Genomic DNA, 20304 nt, shown 5'->3' with positions numbered 1-20304 from the left:
TACAAAACTATTGTCAGTCATTCAATGGTGATCAGTATTTTAAATCAGCTAATCGAATAGAATCCTATCAAATCTAAAGAAAATGGCTGAGAAAAATAATAACCCTGATAATAATCACAATTCATATTTTTCAATAAATAATATTGCGATTCGGTTTCCACACCTACAGCAATCACTTTAATACTTAGATTATGACAAATATTAATCAGACTACTTATAATCAAATATACCTCTTGATCATTATTAATTTTCTGAACAAAAAATTTGTCAATTTTCACCATATCAACAGGTAGATTTAATAAATAAGTAAAACTAGAAAAATTATGACCAAAATTATCAATACATATTCTCACCCCCATTTCTTTTAATTGGTAAAGAATTCTTTTATAGAGAACCAATGAATCAAGAAACTCAAGTTCAGATAACTCAATGACAAATAATTCTGGATTTAAACCAGACTGGCGTATCATTATCTTAAAGCTTTCCATAAAAAAAGGGGCACTCAGCTCTCTAATGGAAAAATTGATAGATACACTCGCATTAGCATCATTAATTTGATTTAATAAAAAAAACTCCTGAAAAACCCGAAATGAAAAAACACTTCCTAATGCGAGAATATCTCCATTCTCCTTAAAGTAATCAATAAAAGAATCTGCACTGATTATCCCATATTTTTCATGATCCCAACGCATTAAAGCTTCAAATAAAAAAATATCTTTACTTTCAATAGATTCAACAATAGGCTGATAATAAGCTATAATCGTATCATACGTTATTACACCTTTATTCATAAGAAAGTAAGAAAATAAATTTCGGTCAAAATTTAATTCTTTAAGATATTTATTTTTGAGCATAAAAACCTATAAACCCTATTAAATTTAACTACTGTACTCGCTTTATAGTATTGAGATTTTTAGTAGATTTATCTAATAATCTTTGGATTACAGTTCTAGTTACCGAATATTCCTTGGCAAGTGCATAAACACTATAGCCCTTTTTAAACTTATCTAATACCTCCTGTTTTTGATTTACTGTTAATATCTCTGGCCTTCCAACCTTTTTTACATAATTACTATTTAAGTGATTTCCTTTTCTTCTATTTTTTAATTTACTTTCAAAGCTAGAACATAACTTTAAAAAATGAAAGAAAATTAATTTAAGATCTTCTATAATTTCCTTTTTTGAGAAATCTAGACAAATAATTTTTATTTTCTTATCCTCCATTGTATTGACAATATTATAGATTTCCTCAAAACTACTTCCTAAACAATCTATACCCTTGAATATAAGTAAGTCTCCTTCTTCTAAACCATAATTAATTAAATTAATTAATTTATCCCTATAAATAATTGATGTATCAACTGCAACTTCTTCTACAATCAATCGCTGACCAGGAACTGAGTATCCAAAATTTTGAAAGAAAAAAAGATAATTAATATTTTCTTGTGTATTTGGATCAATTCTTACATAAGCATATGTACGCATAAATTAAATTCTCCGCACAAAATCAATATAAAACGCTTAATACATCGCACATTCTATATATTTTTACCAATAAAAAAATACATATTAAATATGTCTTTTAAAACATATAGATGTTTTAAACATAAATTTAATAAATATACCATCGAGGATTAATAATAATATTTATTCCTTATAAAACAAATAATTAAATTTTATCAATAGATTTAAATCCTAGAAATTTTGCAAAGTAAAACAATATTCTCTATGTGAAAAAAATAATGAAAACATGATTGTTTTTTTATAAAAAAAACAATTGAATGAGTGAAATTTAAACATATTTAGGCATACAATATTATTTTCAATTTATTGTAATATAATGATTTTTTAAATTTATTAATCAATCTAACGCATTAGGTAGTTTTTCTACTTTGTAATGAACCGTATGACATTTGTATGTCTTGCTGAGCATTAGGACAAAAACCAGACATATCATGTTACCTACTAAAATTTTGTTTTTGATAAAAATTTTTTATGATTTATACATTTTTTAATTCTAAAAGTAAAATAACCATATTATTTCATATAGTGAAATGCTTCTAATATAAACCACAAGTTAAAGTTAAGTTTTTCAAACATAAGAATTGTTATAGCAAAATTCGATTTATGGGCTACATATCATGTCGTCATACTTGCCTTGCGAGATACACATCTCTCAAAGTATCCAGAGCAAAGTTCTTAAGGCCTAGGCTTTAGTTTTCTAGAGTTTGATTTAGGATACGTTAACTCTGGATGCCGGATCAAGTCCGGCATGACACAAATGTAGCTTACATTTTGAATTTTGCTATAGTTGATGTTTTCAGCTATCGCCACAGGGATTGTACAAAGAATTCAACACGAGTATTTTCAATAAAAACATATGTATCATTCACATGCTAGCTTATTCAAAAAGACTTAGTTTAAGCACAAAGCTATGAGCTATATAAAGTATTTTATATGATAATATACAGATTTTGTAATTTCGCACAACTTAAAACACTTGCTATTACCTTAGCATCGTATAACTAGTTGATGCTCAAATTGAGCATCAACATGGACAAAGCACTATGCCTTAATTGAGATTAAGAAAGTTTTGTTCTTCAAGTATTTGATTCATACCAAATTGATACATTGTCTCTTGTATAACATTCAACATATATGGCCGATTGCTAGGACTTATTTGATCGCTTTCAGCCCAATTATGTGGATCCCAATTATTTTGAGATGAAATCAAATCTGTTTTCAATTTCATGTTTTTCAGAACCTTTTTAATAAAAGCATGCCCTTTTAGTTTTTCATCCTTAAAAACCTTGCTGCCATCGGTATAGGTACGGTTTAAAAGTTCGAATGGTAAATTCAATTGACCATTCGTATTATCTGATAATACGGCCAAACGGTGCCAAAGTTGATTGTAGGCAACATTATACACATTATTTTCCAACTCAGTTTGGGTTGCTGGTAAAGGTGTCAGGCCATTACCACCCTGTGTACCCAACCTTAAAAGTCTTTCCATTAGATTCGTCATTCCCTCCAGATACCAGCCACCTTTAAACTGGTTATAACCATATTGATATAAATGAAAAATTGCATGGGTGACTGTCGTCCAATAATTACCAGGGAATTGTTCCAAATTATGGCGAACAACTAAAAGTAATGCACATTTATTCTCTTTTATCGGTTTGTTAATCCAATTACTGAGAATTTCATAGGCAACACCATTACCAGATCTAGATATAAGATGTATATCAATATAATGTGCAACATTTTTATAACGTTCACTATCTAAAGGGTGAACGAAACCTAATAAAGATAACGCTTCGGTTGTGGCAGTTGCCTGAATTGCTACATTTTCGACGTAATCTGGAATACTGTTATTATTTATATCGGTTTGATCCGGAATATAATCTGTATTATTTGGATTAGTTGAATAGTAAATTCACCAGTTTTATATATGGTATCTAGCGTTGCAAGCATTAATTCTGATGAATTATATATGTAAGCAGCATTTGCTACATTCACACAACAGATTAAAAAAATATAATAATTTATATTCATTCAATTTTCAGATAAATTAATACATTAAAATTATTGAGAAGCAAGTTTTGCCTCAATTAAAGGTACATAATGTAATATAGTTTGTACCTGACTAGCATCGAACCCTATATCTCGTTTACCCCCAGATCCTAAACCACAGCTTGCACTTGCCATAATATTAGTGGAGCTATTTATTGTTGCGCCCGGTACACAAACATGACTTAAACCAAATGCATGTCCCATTTCATGTTCTTCCGGAGATTGTGTCGTATGATTTAGCCTTTTCCAGTCCAAGAATATAAATGGTTTATTACTATTTCTTTTACCATAACTGTTAATACTATTAAAACCTTTAGAATCACTATATTCATCAAAAATATAGATATTAATTGCATTTTTATCTCTTACATTAAGATCGGTACAATCATTAAATAAGGTAGCTGCATTTTCCAAATTAAAAGGCTGCATTGCATCACCTAAATCAACTAAATGACAAGTTGAGCTTTTGATGTCATTATATAGAGAAGCACTTTTAAACCTAAAATTGACAATTGAAGAACGATCTTCCTTAACGAAATATTTATTAAGAACATTTACTTCTTCATATAATTGATTTAAATTAACTTTGGTTTTGGCATCTGGATTATTAGTGATAACGACAAAATGAAGATCAAAAGTTTTTATTTCATTCGCATAGATATTTACTCCATAGAAAGAAATCAAAACAATTATAAAATTAATCAGTTTTTTTAACATAACTTTAACCTTTATTTACAAAATATAGTTTATTTGCCATTAAAGCTTTTTAAGATTAACATAAAGTTAAATTTTGATTAAGTAATTAGTTCTTAGGTTTAATAATCAGTATTTAAATCACAATTTTATTTCTATTCATTTTTTATTAGAATAGATTAGCAAATATTGATAAAATTAAATTTAAATTGTTCTATAATATCCTAGGGTCTGTTGACATTTGATAAATAGATTGCGTTGTAGGCTAAAATTTCTTCAGATGAGGAGTGTACTCCGCAAGACAAAGCGAAGGCAATGGCTATTCCCTTGTCGAGCTTTGTAACGACGTATGGGGGAATTTTAACCACAACCCTTTGGGACAGGGTTGTTTTCCTTGCGGCGCAGTGCGCCTCATACTGCGTTATGAATAGTTCATTTAGAATAACTAAATTTCACTATTCATGCCTTGTATTGCCTAAAAAACAACCACTGTCGCAATCATAGACGAAATGTCAACAGACCCTATTTTAATTGTAAAAAATTTTTCTCTTCAGATGTTTTATTCATGCCAAACTCATGCATTGTTTGCTGAATTACCCTAAGAATAATAGGACGATTCAATGCGCTTCTTTGATCTTTTTCAGCCCAATAATATGGATCCCTATTATTTTGTATAGATATTTCATTTGAAGCTATAGTCAAATTTTCTAAAATACGTCTCATAAATTTGTAGCCACGTAATTTATCATCTTTAAAAACTTTACTACCATCAACATAGGTTTGGCTTAATAAAGATTGGGGTAATTTCATTGTTCCATCAGTTTTATCTGACAAAACCGCTAAACGATGCCATAGATGATTATATGGCGTATTATAAATTTTTTCTAGTTCTGCTTGCGTTTGAGGTAGTTTTTGATTGTAATTTCTTCCTACAGCGCCAGCTCTTAAAGATCTTTCAGCCCAATTGGCCATTCCTTCTAAATACCAACCACCTTTAAATTGGCTATAACCGTATTGATAAAGATGAAATAATTCATGTGTAACAGTTGTCCAATAATCACCAGGAAAGTTTTCTATATTATTACGAATAACTACTAACAATGCTATCTTGTCCTGTTTGCTTTTCTTGTTTCCCCACATAGCAGGCATTTCATATGCCACACCATTGCCTTTAACAGAAATCAGATGAATATCTATAAACTGTGCCACCCCTTTATAACGTTGACTTTCCAAAGGATTTATAAAGCCGAGATGATTCAACACATCAAGGGTTGCATTTGCTTGTATTGCGATATTTTCCACATAATCTGGAATATTATTTCTATTTATATCTACTCTATCAACAATAAAATCTATATTATTTAGATCATTGGAATAATAAACTCTAATTTTATTATTTAGATAAACAACATTAAGATTATCAAGTTTATCATTTAACTTATTATACGGGGACTTTGCAAAAATTTGAATAGAAAACAATAAACCCAAAATTAATAAAATTAAAATTTTAACCGCTATTGTAAATAGTTTACTATTTATGAAAATCATATAAAAACAATTCATATCCCAATACTCCTATAAATATGTCAAAATAAACTTAATGATCAATAAAAAATATTTAACATTCGATTCACAAAAGTCAAATTAGTAACTATAATTCAGTAATTATGATAGTAACTATACAGTAGTAAATACAATGCAAATAAATGATCATGCTTGGTATAATATGTCAAATGACTCTATTCGATTATCATCAAGAGACATGCTAAAATTAGTATATAATTTTTATGATCAATTAACTATTGATTTTCCCAATCATATTACTATGAACTTATTGGGAACAGATATGCTTGGCAACGAGATTAGAGAATACGTATTATCGCCTTTTGGTATTGGAAAAATGTCTTCTGCACCTATTTCAATTAATAAATTTCCACAATTATTAATTGTTACTGGACAGCATGGACAAGAGATTTCAAGTACGATAGCAGTAATGCTTTTATGTGATGAATTATTAAGAAAATTTATAGACAATGATGTTTTATCTGCAATTCGAACCTCTTTTTCACTTAGAATTATACCTGCTATCAATTCATCAGGGACTAAAAACAACCAGCGAAGAAACCATAATGGAGTTGACCTTAATAGAAATTTTCCTAATGGCTGGGAAAATGCTGGTAAATATAAAGGTAAAAAACCTTTATCCGAAATTGAAAATCAAATATTAGTTAATTGGATTAATCGACATAAAAAGGATAGTATGTGTTTTATTAATTTACATGACCATAGTGACCTAGCTTTAACTTGGGGTTGTGCCTCCCATAACTGGAGTCAAAAAATACTATTTAAAAGTTTTCAGAAACTTGCTGTATGGTACCATAAAAAGTTTGATAACTTAGTCGATGGCGATCTAACTTGGCTAGGAGTACCGAGAGATGGATATTCAGATAAATATATTGGCAATGACCTAGGATTACCAACTATTCTTGTTGAATGTCCATATATTAATCATGCACGTTTATCCAATGAATGGATTGATATAAGATTAACAAATAGACAAATACTCATCTGTATTTTTGATACATTAATTAAATATTATCAAAATACTTTTTAATTTTAAAAAGTATTCTTTAAATTATAATGCATTATTCAATAACACCAACTCCTATATTAACCTATCATTTTTAATTTATAAAATATATAGAATTTAAATTTACTACAACCTATCTATATGATAAAACATTTTTGGTTGATTAGTTAATACGTTTTCTGGATTATTTAATACATTTCTAAATCTAATCCATACTGGATAATAATTATATCTATAGTAAATTTTATTAAGCTCTGTTAACAATAAAGTCTCTGGTATTACACTTCTCACGCAATTTGAATAATCTAATATACTTGCATCTTTAAATAAACATAAATAATATATATAAATAATATGTTCAAAACTCTCCCATTCTATAGCCATCCAAAAATCTCCATCAAATTCAGATGAATTGAAATAATCATAAAATTCATTTAAATCATCTACATGATAAAATGGCACATCAAAAAACCACGGATAACATTTAAAACCATTAGTTAATTGAGATATATTCTCTCTCAGATTCTCATTAAAAAACCCAGCACAATGATTTAAGACATTATTACATAGCTCATTACTTTCTATGCTAGAACCAAAATAATATCTTGTCTGATAATTTTTAAATAAACAATCAAAAAAACCTTTTGTTGTTTTATTAAAAGCAGAGTCACAATCTATAACTGCAATATTTTTATAATATTTTTTTGCCCAATAAATTGCACAAAACTTTTTAAGATTTACTATACACCGATCAATATTATTGATATATCTATATAATAATTTTTCATGTTGCAATGATGACTCAATAAATTGATAAACATCAAAAAATAATATATTATCTTTAAATTGAGGTAATGAGCATGAAATAGCACGAGAAATTTGTATTTTTTCCTTTTCATTTGAAACTAAAAGAACAATGTCGAAATCAAGATCATCAATTTCATAATCTGGAATAGATAATAAAAATAGATATAACCAATTAAATTTCTTCCCATGAATAGGAATAAGTAGTGCATTATCCATATTTACTCTCCAAAATCAAAGCATATACTCATAATAAAGCCTTAGTGCATTATAAAACATTACTTTCTGCCGATCAGGTCTATCCGAATGTAATGGCAACATAGAAAAAAACAATAATATAACTAGAGGCAATATTTCTTTTACATGTAATTCATTTATTATAAAACTCTTATAAAAATGATTAGAAATATTTTCTATACGCTTATCAATATCAAAGATTAATTCTAAAGAACCACTTGATGTTTCAATAATTTTATAATGACCAGATATAATAAAATCATAATATCCAATTACTGAATGGGTAAGTTTTGCAAAATCATATTTTAAATCACCAAATATTGTAAAATTATTATCATAGCTTAATCCTCTAGGGTCAATAACTTTAATTCTATCTCCGCGAGAATCAAACAAAATATTGCTAAAACATAGATCCCCATGCATAATTCCATAAATTGCATCTAAAGATGTAGTTCTAGTAATACATTCTTCCAAAATCTGACTCAATGAAGGTAAAATTTTATTTTTATACATAATTTTTTCATCAATTGAAATATTTTTCTGTTCAAGATATGTCAGAAAACGTTCTTTTGACTTTATTGAATATAACTTTAATAAATCGTTATCTATTGATTCTTTTTGTTCATTTGAAGCTTCAATCTGAGAACATTTTAAATATGTTTTTAGTTTTTCAAAGATGTTATTCCATTGTAATAATTCATTTTTACCATGAACAAATAATTCATTTAATGGAATATAGGGCAAATATTCAAGACAATAGTAATATTGATCATTTTTATTTCCATGCTCTAATAATACTGGAATATATTTTTTTAATTTATATGGTACATTTTCAAACCATTTTGCTTCAGCCTCAATTTTTATACTTGGATTTCCACTTTTATAAACAATACCATCTTTAATTTTTAATTCATTAAAGGCTCTTTGAGTCGTAATTTTTGCACGTGTTGAGAAATAAGTATAAGCATGCCCTAAATCATACCAATTATTTATTTCAATATTTTCTAAATAATATTTATCATTATAAAATTTTATTGCTTTGGGAAAATTATATTTATTTAAGGTTAAAGCCTTAAGCAAATAACCTATCGATGAAAAATTAAAAAAACCACTCCACACAAGTGCATGATCTTCCATACTGCGTACAACTTCCCAATTATAACTATCTATTGATTGAGAAACAGCAAGTATATTATGAAATTTAAGTAGAGAAAAATCACTAATATACGTATCACCATGCAAAAGGTAAAAAGTATCATCTTTATATAAATACTCACTTGTATTAATAACATATAATAAAGATTCTGCAAGTGAGAAAGCATCAGGCACAAAAATAATATCTATTTTTAAATTATCAAATAATTTCTGTTCAGATTCTGACAGATTATAACTTTCTGGGAGTGAAACTGATATAGATTCATCAGCAAAAGTCTCTATTAAGGATTGATACTGTAATTCAATTAATTTTTTATTACCTATAGGCAATAAACAAGGCGGAATTTTTCCTAATTCGACCTGAAAATCGGTTGTTACATATGCAGCTGATGCAATTAAAATCATAAACCCTCCTTATTATATTTTTTTAAAGTTTCCAGATATTCTATAGGTGTGCCACAAAAATCTATATCTTTTAATTCAACAATTTTATATTTAATATTTTCACCATTATCAATATATTTATTATATATTGGTGCTATGTAAATTTCATTATTTCCAAAACATTTTAGCTCTTCGGTAAAATATTTTTTGTATTTTTCCAAAGAAGCAAAATAATATAAACCATTACTACATAAATCTGAAATTCTCTGTTTTTCAGTTGTTCTTAACACCGTATTATTTTCACCCGGTAACACAAAAGACCAATGCTCCCCTTCTCCTTTAAAAACTTCGAGATATCCGTCAACTTGAAAAGGTAATTTTTCAAAATTATTTAAACGAGAATCAATATTAAAAACATAGATCTCATCTTCTTCAATATCTTTAATTCCTTGATAAACAGTATCAGCTTGTCCCAGAGTATATTTATTTAAAATGATTATTTGATAATTTATTATACCAAGTTTTATTATTTTTTCTTTAACAAAATTTGGAGTATCATAATGATCAAATAAAATAAAAACAAATTTATCTGATTGAAAATATTTTTTAAAAGATAAAACTGACCATTCAAAAATAGTGATATCATTTAATTCGAGCATATATTTTGGGACAGTATAACCTGCTTTAAAAAATCTAGAGCTAAGACCTGCCATTGGTATTACAAACATTTTTTACTCACTACCTATTAATTTTTTAATTTCATCATAAGACAAAGTAACAAATTCATCAGGTCTAATTGCTTTATCATCGACATAAAATCCATCAAAACCACACCAAGGCTTACCAACATATATTTCATCAAAAGGAATATTATGTTTATTTAACCAATCAATAATAATAGGTAGTGTATTTGCATTTATCTTTCCAAGATTACCATGATATGTTTTAACATTTCTACTGGTAGAAAAGCAGATTTCAAAACCTAGTTCTTTATATGCTTTAATTTTAGTAATTACTGCCAAATTTGGCACAGCATTTTGATAATCACCATTTATTGTAGTACAGATAGTATCATCAATATCCAAAATTAACCTTTTCATAGTCTATTCTCCAGATTTAAATATGCCAACCATTTTTTTTCAGCTATAACAATCTCATTGATTTTTTTATTCAACTTTAAATTATCTAAAACTACTTGACTAACAGATTGATTTTCAATGCTTGCAAGCATAAGATTTATCTCTGGTGTATTATCATTTACAACACGTTTGAAAATAGATTTAACTATATTAATATAACTACTTTTATTTCCCGATAAAATTTCATTTACTTCTGTTACATTCAAGAATTTTTCAAATCCACAGGGTATAATTTTATCTGGTTCTATATCAACCATTGCACGCTCATACATCAACAAGAGTTTTAATATAATAAATGTAGTTTGATTAGTTTGAGTTTTTCTTCTTACATGAATATCTAAATAAAAAAAAGTTACTCGTAGTAATTCTTTGATATTAATATCTGATATTAAATTTTTATCGAATAGATCTAATAAAATATATATAGCATATTCATTACCTGTACGCGCTATAGGAAATAACATTTTTTCAGTTGTGATTGCTGTAGGATTTTCTAATTTCAACCATAAATCATATAAATCTTTTTCAACTAATTGAGTATGACTTAAATTGTACCAATCTGATGCTTTACATGTAATACAATCCAACATTGATACATCTATATTTTCATTATATTTAAATAAGTTTTTTTTATTCACTGGTGGTTTTCTAAGACCTTTAAACCATTTTAAATCATCAGATTGTTCATAAAATTTAGTATTAACTAAATCTACCAATTGTTTATAATCAGGATAAGATAATTCAAAAGTTTCATCATTTTCTCCATAAGCAATTATTTTATTTACATAATATAAAAAACGCTCATATGCTTTAGATTTTGTCAATTCACCAGAAATAGCCATATGCAAAATTTCTTGATCTCGAATAGATGTACCTAAAGTTGTATGTTGTAAGCCTCTATTTTGACTACTTGAAAAAAAATGATAAAATCCTATCTTATCTATATTTTTTTTATTTAAATTCCCTGTATATACTATATTAAAATGAGTATATAGAATAAGCAAATAAATCGCATAAACTTTATAATATACTTCTGGAAAAACAGAGTCCTCTTTATATTTTTCTACATAATCTTTTAAAACTTTTACTGTGTGAACAAATTGTGTGAATCGCATATAATCACGTAATATTGGAAACACCTTTAAAAAAGGTTGAGCATACCATTGTACATTTGCAACCATTTCTTTTTGAAAATATAGTTCATGTATATCAAAATTAATGAATTTATATAAGTCTTTATTTTGCCCTAATATAGCAAAATCTATCATGTGTAATAAACGCACCATTTTAGGTGCAAACACTGTTACTTTATATTCAAATATTTTCGGAAATAATCCAAGTTCCTTGACTTTAATTTTATAATTTTCAAAAACTCCAAGTTTCTCCATTTGATTAATATAATTTAGACTGCGATCCGTTCTCACTCTTAATACAAAATCATGTTTAGGAATAAAATCAAGAGCTAATAATAATTGACGTGCTTGTCGCCAATAATTTACAGAACCAGTAGGTGTTTTTTCCACGGTATCCGATAAGGGATAACACTCTAATACATATATTTGTAAACTTTCTAATTGCTTGCGTAATTCAGGATATTTTTCAATTTCACCCTTCCAAGTAGAAACTACAATATGCTGTATTTTACCTATGCTACGTAGCTCAATAAGTCGAGTCAAGGTAAGCTTAAAATCTAGCTCATCACGAATATTTCCACAAATTACTGCCCAAAGACTTTTTTCACTCATCTTAAAACCTATAATCTAGCTGTCAAGGTATTTGATTTTCTTAAATTAATAGGTAAGAAATTATTAATAAAAGGTTTTTTTGCATTTATTGCTAGCCATTCATAATATGATACTTGTGAACAGGCTACAGGATATGCCATAAAGCCAATACCTGCTCCAACATTGACCTCATAAATATAAATACTACCTTCTTGTGTAATACCTAAGTCTAATCCTATACCATCTAAACGCCATCGATATAATTTTTGAAATTCTTTTGTAAATTCTCTGAATAGAGATTTTAATTCATTTTGTATTATTTTATATGAATCTGAATAATATTGTTCTAAAAATAAATTTTCTCGTGTAGTGATTAAAGCACCTAGCATTCCATTTGTAATATCTATTTTATGATTTAAATTAACATAAGGGAAAAATTTAATCATTTGCCACTTACCTTTTTCTCCTCTGGTTAAATGCATACGGAAAACCGTTGTTTGTCCAAGGTTTGTTTCACTTTTTATAAAAGGTGATATTGTATATCCTTTAATAAATTTTTCTTTATAAAATCCCTTCAAACCATCAACATCAAGTATGCTTTCACTTTCCAATGACTTAACAATATAGTATTGATCTTTTTTAATAATACTATATATGCCTTTTCCCTGATTACTTGCACTTGGTTTGCAAATAACTTTTCCATGTTGTTTTATTTTATCAATTAATAACTCAAAACTTTCAAGCTTCAATACCTCTATAAGATATTTTTTCAAGCTTTCAATATTTTTTATCTTGTTATATATAAATTCCTTATCCCCAATTCTATTATTTGTGAAAGGAATCATGTCTGCAAGTTTTAAATAATTTTCCACATCCTCTGCTTTAACAGCCAATCTATTTTGAACAACATCAGGAAAATCGAAATATTTTTCTACTATTTCATTATTTTCAAGTGTTATACCTTTAATCTGTTTTTTCTCAAAATTAATATTTTTTGCAATAAATACATATGCTTCATGCTTACGCTCATGTGCAACACTGATAAATACTTTTTCCACTTCTGTAATAACCATACTTGGTTTTAAAATTGCAAAAATCATGATTAAGCTCCAATGCTTTTTAATAAATTTACAACCAATTCAACATCCTTTTTCCTATCATAAGCACTTTCATTATAGAAGTCTATGATATAACCTTTAAAATAATTAATTTCAAAAAACAATATTATATTATACACATTAGGAACCAATGTTCCAGTTTTTCGACCTAATATTATATTATTTTCCATATTAAGAAAAGTATTTTTTATTTTCACTTCTCTGTCATTTTTTGAATAAAATTCATATTCATTTATATTCATAAATTCAAGCAAATAATGGTCATTAATTTTTTCATCCATAAACAATGATAAATCATATATAGTAGTATATTGATTTCTATTGGCCAGCCCATGTTCATTGACTAAATTTGTATTAAGCATCCCTTTTTTTTTGTTTATTTCATTAATTACATTTAAATATAAAATATCATGGTTTTCAGATAAATATCTACTCAAAACCTTAGCTGACGTATTACTTGATGAGATCATTAAGTTTTTTATTAAATCTTCAATTTTATAACTATCTCCTACAACTAAATTATTTCCACTACCCTTAACAATATCGTCTTCCATAATTTCAATATAATATTGCAAATCCACATTTTGTTTTAATATAACATCTAGTAAAAATATTTTAATTGTAGATGCCGGAACAACTTTATGCTCAATATTTTTTCTAAAAATTGTAATAGGATTATCATCAAAAATCTTAATAATAATATTTTTTCCTTTTAATTTTTGATTAAGTTGCTCATTTATAAATGCAAAATTCTCTATCATCTTATTTATCATTATTTTCCCCAAAAAAATTCACATAAGCCACATAACCAGACAAGTTATGTTCCTGGTCATCTATTCTTGTACGAAAACGATCATGTCTCACATAAAATGCATTAAGTATTTTGTCTGGTTTGGCCATATACATGGCTACCTCAGGATAGAAGAATCCTGTAGTACGCTGGAACTCAACACGCAACTCAATTAATTGTTTTAATTCATCAAATTTTGCCGATTCAAATAATTCTGTAAAACCTTGCTCTTTTATTCTGACTACCATTTTATAGGCGGACATCATCATTTCCAAAAATGTTGCATAAGCAGTTTTCCGTTCACGAATAAATTTCATATGCTTTAAATAGTTATTTAAACCAAACTGAAAATATTTTTCTTCCGGACATATTTGGGTCAATTCATTCGTACAATAACTTAACCAATGATCATGATATTTATCATATTTTTTACTGATAAAATGTTCGAACATCAGTTTAACTGTGTCTAGTAACTCTAGATTTCCATTAATTTGATATAGTCGTAATAACCCCAATGCCGCTTCACCATCATAATAAACAATTCGAAATTTTTCTTTAGTTTCTAAGGATGGATATTGCAATACATGTGTCGTTTCACCATTTTTATCAATCATAAAACGTATGCCTTCTGCTAATGTTTCGGCATAATGTTGATATTGGTTATCCTTTGTAATTTCTTGATATTTTGCAAACATAAAAATTGCAGCGGCATTCGATCCCAACTTAATCTCTGCATCGATTTCGTTCCCATCAATCATAAATGCTTTATCATTGACTTCTTTGTAAAAATTATCGATTGCATACTGAATAGATTGCTTTATTTTAGCTAAATAGCTTTCATTATATAGAATTTCTAATGTTTCGAGTAATGCATAAATTGCAGTACAATGTCGTACTGTATTATAACTTTTTATTTCACGATTAAAGGCAGGGAAATATCCATAAATAAATCGACCATTTTCTAATATTTCATGATGTAAAAACTCTGCATTTTTTAGAATCAAGGATTTAATCTGTTGTTTTTTATCTCCTGTTAATTGGCGTACACCATTTTCACAGCCTGTCGATTGTAATTCAAACCATTGTCCTTGTTCATAAAAAGTAGCATAGGTATCAAATACCCAAGCTGTTTCTATTTTATCTAATTGAATCTTTTGTTTGACTATGGGATATTTACTTTTAATTGCATCATTGAGATTTTTTTCATCAAAAAAATTCGGTTCATTAAACACCACACTACGGATAATGGCTTTCGCATAAATTTCCTGTTCCAGAAAATTTATTGCAAATTTTTCATCAAAACTTATTCCTTTACGATAATGATTATTATGTGTTTGTTGATTAACTTCTTGTAGTACGTTTTGCCATGCTTTTTTCTGTATATTATAAGCGACATCAATTTTTATAAATTCAGGTAAACATCGGTCTTTTTTAAATATTTTTTCAAAAAAATCGAGACTACGTTTAATTAACTTTTGTGGATGAGTATCAGAATTACTCCATACTTTACAACGCTGAGTACGGCTTCCATAGGAAATAAAAATAGCAAAATAATCTTGTTGTTCTGCTAAGTGTGTAAATTTTTCTTCCAACCATTGATTAAGTTGCTGCTGAAATTGATTCAAGTCTGTATAAGATGTAATTGACATTTTTAGGATTAAACCATATTTTAAAAAATACTATTTATACAAATATATCATTTATTATTTTTAATTCAAGCATTTTAGTAAATTTCATCAAGCTTATAATTTAATTATTTTCAATTTAAATCTTGCAATTTAAAATTAGTTTTTAATGTTATATCTAATGTAATAATTTAAACATTTCTAATTTTTTATTTAAATTAATTTCAATATTGTTTATTTAGTAGCATCAAAAAAAAAAAGAGGATCCGAAGATCCTCTTTCTTGCTTCTATTGATTAACTGATATTAGAAAATGATATTACCATTTGCTATCAACTCATCAAGTGTCTTATCAGTTGTGAAACTAATTAAGTCAACTTGATTATGTGTTGCACCCGTACCATCACGATCAATGATGAGTACACCATTTTCATAAGAGATATAATCTTTGATATCTGATGTATTTTCGTCAAAATCAACTAACAAATCAGAAATATCAATCTTATCTCCTTGATCAGCATCGAAGTCAGTCCAACTGTCTTTGCCATTACCACCTGCATCATCGGCTCCATTAAGTAGATCGAAGATTACGGTGTCAGCTCCTGCATTAGTAGTATAGACATCATTACCAGCAGAACTTGTTATAATGTCATTACCTATACCAGTACTGTAGTTCACACCAGCATTAATAGTTAGTATTGCAACAGATTCATCGCCATTTGGCGCGACAAGTTTATAAGTAAACTCTTCACTCGCACCAGAACTTAAGGAAGCATCCGTTACTATATAGGTATAACTGCCATCAGATTTAATGGTCAATGTACCATAGGTTCCTATAATGCTCGTACCAGTACTTACGATCTGATCACTATAAGTATTTCCACCATCTGTAGAGATATACAGATCTGTGTAAATTGAACCTATAGTATCCACACCGGCTCCATCATCATCTGTGTAAATATTACCAGACACTTCCGAATCGATCGATGTCGTTATGAAGTCATCAAGATGAGTCAATGTTGCCTGTACAGATGTCTGAACTGTTGTACTATTTGTACCATTAACTAAGAATGTAGTATTACTTTCAGTACTGTTAAATACTACTCTCCACTGCGTAGATACGCTTTCTGAAGAAATAGTATACGTATCAGCAATGATTGTTGCACTTGAACTACCTAAGAATGGGTAATCATATGTTGTGATAGCTGATGTATAGACTGTTGTCCATACACCATCAACTAACTTCTGTACCAGATATCCAAAGGTATCATTATCCGCACCAGAAGCACTTGTAGTCGTTACATTAATGGTTAATACCGCTGATGCATTTGCATCTACAGTCACCACATCAGATGTATCGGCACCAGCAACAGGCGTGTACGTATAGCCACTAATTAAATTTCCTGTCCGACTTACAGATGCAGTTAATATACCTGTATCAGCCGCAAGTGTTTCAACCTGATTGGTCTGATTTACACCAATAAAATCTGTGTTATCAGTTGCGACAACTGTTGATGCTTCAACAGTTGGATCTGTTGCATCCCAAACCAGATCAAGATCACTATCAGTACCAATCTGGATGATCAGATTAGCAGTATCGGATTTACCAGTTACAGAATCTGTCACTGTGTAGCTAAATACTTCTGTATTACCAATAGCAGTAATATCTGCATTAGGAGTATATTTATAGCTACCATCCGTATTAATAATGAGCGTGCCATACGTACCAACTATGGTTGTTTCGCCCGTAATATCTTGACCAGAAACATTAGTTACAACTGCTGTAGCAGGAACATTATCTGTACCATATGTATCATCAGCATCAGTAATCACATTACCTTCTACTGCTGTCACACCGGTCACTTCCGGATTAGAAGAAGTATCATAATTGGTTAAGTGAACATCAACATTGAGATAACCGCCAACACCAATCAATGAACCTCCACTGAAATCTAAACGGTAGTTACCAGTCGTTAATCCATTTACACCAATTTCTGTAGATTCACCAAATATACCAAGAAGATCTAACAACCCTGCTGAAGAGTTGTCTGCTATTAATTCCCAGCTACCTGTGGAAGTTTCTTTATACAATTGAATGGTTGCACTATCTAACAGATTCACTAAAGATCCGGTCGATACTGTAATCACTGCATTTGAAACTTGATCTTCTCCAACTGAGAAATAACCTGAATCAGAAATACTACCTATATTTATCAACCAACTTCTATCGATAATATCGTTATATTCAGACTCACTCACTGGATATGTGAAATCAACTTTCGCTTCGGCCACATTATCTACTGCATCTACAACAATATCTGGTGCTGTTGCTTCTGTTGCATCAGATTCATTACCTGCTGCATCAGTTGCTGTTACTTCTACAGTTTCACCATCGGTTAATGCTTCTTCCAGATCAACTGTGTAATCACCATTCGCATCTGTCACAGCTGTACCTAATGTATCACCATTTTGATCCTTAACTGTAACAGTAGAACCTGGTTCGGCTGTACCAACCACTTGTGAACCATCATCACTAAACTCAGCTGTTGGTGCTTCTATAACAGTATCAACTTCAAAGTTAAGTTCTTCTGATTTTTCACTTTCCGTACCATCTACTGTTTGAGTAACAGAAATTGAATATTCGCCATCTGTTAAATCAACATCTGGAGTGAATGTCCAATCACCATTGTCATCAGCAACCGTTGTACCAAGCGCTTCATTACCATTGTAAATTGTGATAATTGCACCAGCTACCGCACCTATACCAGAGAAAGTCGGTTTAGAGTCATCTGTAACACCATTATTACTAATTGGACCAATGATTGTACCTTGATCATCGTCCGCATTAGGTGCATCTAGTTGATCAACATCGCTGTCGGAATCTGAGTCACTGTCGCTATCGGAATCACTGTCGCTATCGGAATCGCTGTCGGAGTCTGAATCACTGTCGCTGTCGCTATCTGAGTCACTGTCGCTATCGGAATCTGAGTCGCTGTCGCTATCGGAGTCGCTGTCGCTATCGGAATCACTGTCGGAATCTGAATCGCTGTCGGAGTCTGAGTCGCTGTCGGAGTCTGAGTCGCTGTCGCTGTCGCTATCGGAATCGCTGTCGCTATCGGAATCGCTGTCGCTATCGGAGTCACTGTCGGAATCTGAGTCGCTGTCGCTATCTGAGTCGCTGTCGCTATCGGAGTCACTGTCGGAATCTGAGTCGCTGTCGCTATCTGAGTCGCTGTCGCTATCTGAGTCGCTGTCGGAGTCTGAGTCGCTGTCGCTATCGGAATCGCTGTCGGAATCTGAGTCGCTGTCGCTATCTGAATCGCTGTCGGAATCGGAGTCGCTGTCGCTATCTGAGTCGCTGTCGGAGTCTGAGTCTGAGTCGCTGTCGCTGTCGCTATCGGAATCGCTATCGGAATCGCTGTCGCTATCGGAGTCACTGTCGGAATCTGAATCGCTGTCGCTATCGGAATCACTGTCGCTATCGGAGTCACTGTCGGAATCTGAGTCGCTGTCGCTATCTGAGTCGCTGTCGGAGTCTGAGTCGCTGTCGCTATCTGAATCACTGTCGCTATCTGAGTCGCTGTCGGAATCGGAATCGCTGTCGGAATCTGAATCACTGTCGGAGTCTGAGTCACTGTCGGAATCTGAGTCGCTGTCGGAGTCTGAGTCGCTGTCGCTATCGGAGTCGCTGTCGCTATCTGAATCACTGTCGGAATCTGAGTCGCTGTCGGAATCGGAGTCGCTGTCGCTATCTGAATCACTGTCGGAATCTGAATCACTGTCGGAATCTGAGTCGCTGTCGCTATCTGAATCGCTGTCGGAATCTGAATCGCTGTCGGAATCGGAGTCGCTGTCGCTATCTGAGTCGCTGTCGGAGTCTGAGTCGCTGTCGCTATCGGAATCGCTGTCGCTATCGGAATCGCTGTCGCTATCGGAGTCACTGTCGGAATCTGAATCGCTGTCGCTATCGGAATCACTGTCGCTATCGGAGTCACTGTCGGAATCTGAGTCGCTGTCGCTATCTGAGTCGCTGTCGCTATCGGAGTCACTGTCGGAATCTGAGTCGCTGTCGCTATCTGAGTCGCTGTCGCTATCTGAGTCGCTGTCGGAGTCTGAGTCGCTGTCGCTATCGGAATCACTGTCGGAATCTGAGTCGCTGTCGCTATCTGAATCGCTGTCGGAATCTGAGTCGCTGTCGCTATCTGAATCGCTGTCGGAATCGGAGTCGCTGTCGGAGTCTGAGTCGCTGTCGCTGTCGCTGTCGCTATCGGAATCGCTGTCGCTATCGGAATCGCTGTCGCTATCGGAATCGCTGTCGCTATCGGAATCGCTGTCGCTATCGGAGTCACTGTCGGAATCTGAATCGCTGTCGCTATCGGAATCACTGTCGCTATCGGAGTCACTGTCGGAATCTGAGTCGCTGTCGCTATCTGAGTCGCTGTCGCTATCGGAGTCACTGTCGGAATCTGAGTC

15 protein-coding genes are annotated in these 20304 nt (G+C 30.9%); 1 reads left to right on the top strand and 14 read right to left on the bottom strand.

The genetic code is table 11. The features are described 5' to 3' along the window. Nucleotides 1-44 precede the first annotated feature (44 nt). From CRO21_RS04490 to CRO21_RS04470, 5 genes are all read right to left on the bottom strand, one after another. A complete protein-coding gene (locus tag CRO21_RS04490; protein ID WP_097078155.1) occupies nt 45-854 on the bottom strand; it encodes an EAL domain-containing protein in 810 nt (269 codons plus the stop codon). A 28-nt stretch (nt 855-882) separates the two neighbouring features. After that, nucleotides 883-1485 (bottom strand): recombinase family protein, encoded by a 603-nt coding sequence (locus CRO21_RS04485; RefSeq protein WP_097078154.1) that lies wholly within the window; start codon nt 1483-1485, stop codon nt 883-885. Between the two features lie 1087 nt (nt 1486-2572). Beyond that, nucleotides 2573-3130, bottom strand: coding sequence for a hypothetical protein (locus CRO21_RS17640; RefSeq protein ID WP_228150364.1), 558 nt, complete (start codon nt 3128-3130; stop codon nt 2573-2575). Between the two features lie 455 nt (nt 3131-3585). Further along, a complete protein-coding gene (locus CRO21_RS04475; protein WP_097078153.1) occupies nt 3586-4290 on the bottom strand; it encodes a hypothetical protein in 705 nt (234 codons plus the stop codon). A 498-nt stretch (nt 4291-4788) separates the two neighbouring features. Beyond that, a complete protein-coding gene (locus CRO21_RS04470) occupies nt 4789-5829 on the bottom strand; it encodes a hypothetical protein (protein ID WP_228150363.1) in 1041 nt (346 codons plus the stop codon). Nucleotides 5830-5962: 133 nt separating this feature from the next. On the opposite strand from CRO21_RS04470, the gene CRO21_RS04465 reads away from it, so the two are divergent. After that, a complete protein-coding gene (locus tag CRO21_RS04465; protein ID WP_097078152.1) occupies nt 5963-6880 on the top strand; it encodes a M14 family metallopeptidase in 918 nt (305 codons plus the stop codon). 102 nt (nt 6881-6982) lie between these two features. Here CRO21_RS04465 and CRO21_RS04460 read toward each other — a convergent pair whose 3' ends face one another. The 9 genes from CRO21_RS04460 to CRO21_RS17615 all read right to left on the bottom strand — a co-directional run. Next, complete coding sequence (locus CRO21_RS04460) at nt 6983-7879, bottom strand: hypothetical protein (RefSeq protein ID WP_097078151.1); 897 nt, start codon at nt 7877-7879, stop codon at nt 6983-6985. A 15-nt stretch (nt 7880-7894) separates the two neighbouring features. Beyond that, nucleotides 7895-9457, bottom strand: coding sequence for a glycosyltransferase family protein (locus tag CRO21_RS04455; RefSeq protein ID WP_097078150.1), 1563 nt, complete (start codon nt 9455-9457; stop codon nt 7895-7897). After that, a complete protein-coding gene (locus CRO21_RS04450) occupies nt 9454-10164 on the bottom strand; it encodes a glycosyltransferase family protein (protein ID WP_097078149.1) in 711 nt (236 codons plus the stop codon). Before CRO21_RS04450 ends, CRO21_RS04455 begins: the two co-directional genes overlap by 4 nt. Nucleotides 10165-10167: 3 nt before the next feature. After that, nucleotides 10168-10536: an HAD family hydrolase gene (locus tag CRO21_RS04445; RefSeq protein WP_097078148.1), complete on the bottom strand. Its 369-nt coding sequence runs from the start codon at nt 10534-10536 to the stop codon at nt 10168-10170. Further along, nucleotides 10533-12320, bottom strand: a complete 1788-nt coding sequence (locus CRO21_RS04440; protein WP_097078147.1) for a hypothetical protein — start codon at nt 12318-12320, stop codon at nt 10533-10535. Before CRO21_RS04440 ends, CRO21_RS04445 begins: the two co-directional genes overlap by 4 nt. An 8-nt stretch (nt 12321-12328) precedes the next feature. Further along, nucleotides 12329-13399 carry a YheC/YheD family protein gene (locus CRO21_RS04435; RefSeq protein WP_228150362.1) on the bottom strand — a complete coding sequence of 357 codons (1071 nt, stop codon included), beginning with the start codon at nt 13397-13399 and terminating at the stop codon, nt 12329-12331. Between the two features lie 2 nt (nt 13400-13401). After that, a complete protein-coding gene (locus CRO21_RS04430; protein WP_213064398.1) occupies nt 13402-14178 on the bottom strand; it encodes a serine hydrolase in 777 nt (258 codons plus the stop codon). A 1-nt stretch (nt 14179) separates the two neighbouring features. Further along, nucleotides 14180-15856 carry a poly alpha-glucosyltransferase gene (locus CRO21_RS04425; protein WP_097078144.1) on the bottom strand — a complete coding sequence of 559 codons (1677 nt, stop codon included), beginning with the start codon at nt 15854-15856 and terminating at the stop codon, nt 14180-14182. 281 nt (nt 15857-16137) lie between these two features. Beyond that, on the bottom strand, nt 16138-20304 hold a 4167-nt coding region (locus CRO21_RS17615), incomplete at its 5' end, for a BapA/Bap/LapF family large adhesin (protein WP_228150361.1).

The organism is Acinetobacter puyangensis (genome assembly GCF_900096995.1).
Lineage (GTDB): Bacteria > Pseudomonadota > Gammaproteobacteria > Pseudomonadales > Moraxellaceae > Acinetobacter > Acinetobacter puyangensis.
Note: the sequence above shows the minus strand (reverse complement) of the source record. Positions and strands in the feature narration are given on the sequence as shown.

Coding starts and splice junctions, on each gene's coding strand:
- CRO21_RS04490 (WP_097078155.1), bottom strand. CDS start 854: ATGCTCAAAAATAAATATCTTAAAGAATTAAATTTTGACCGAAATTTA.
- CRO21_RS04485 (WP_097078154.1), bottom strand. CDS start 1,485: ATGCGTACATATGCTTATGTAAGAATTGATCCAAATACACAAGAAAAT.
- CRO21_RS04475 (WP_097078153.1), bottom strand. CDS start 4,290: ATGTTAAAAAAACTGATTAATTTTATAATTGTTTTGATTTCTTTCTAT.
- CRO21_RS04470 (WP_228150363.1), bottom strand. CDS start 5,829: ATGAATTGTTTTTATATGATTTTCATAAATAGTAAACTATTTACAATA.
- CRO21_RS04465 (WP_097078152.1), top strand. CDS start 5,963: ATGCAAATAAATGATCATGCTTGGTATAATATGTCAAATGACTCTATT.
- CRO21_RS04460 (WP_097078151.1), bottom strand. CDS start 7,879: ATGGATAATGCACTACTTATTCCTATTCATGGGAAGAAATTTAATTGG.
- CRO21_RS04455 (WP_097078150.1), bottom strand. CDS start 9,457: ATGATTTTAATTGCATCAGCTGCATATGTAACAACCGATTTTCAGGTC.
- CRO21_RS04450 (WP_097078149.1), bottom strand. CDS start 10,164: ATGTTTGTAATACCAATGGCAGGTCTTAGCTCTAGATTTTTTAAAGCA.
- CRO21_RS04445 (WP_097078148.1), bottom strand. CDS start 10,536: ATGAAAAGGTTAATTTTGGATATTGATGATACTATCTGTACTACAATA.
- CRO21_RS04440 (WP_097078147.1), bottom strand. CDS start 12,320: ATGAGTGAAAAAAGTCTTTGGGCAGTAATTTGTGGAAATATTCGTGAT.
- CRO21_RS04435 (WP_228150362.1), bottom strand. CDS start 13,399: ATGATTTTTGCAATTTTAAAACCAAGTATGGTTATTACAGAAGTGGAA.
- CRO21_RS04430 (WP_213064398.1), bottom strand. CDS start 14,178: ATGATAGAGAATTTTGCATTTATAAATGAGCAACTTAATCAAAAATTA.
- CRO21_RS04425 (WP_097078144.1), bottom strand. CDS start 15,856: ATGTCAATTACATCTTATACAGACTTGAATCAATTTCAGCAGCAACTT.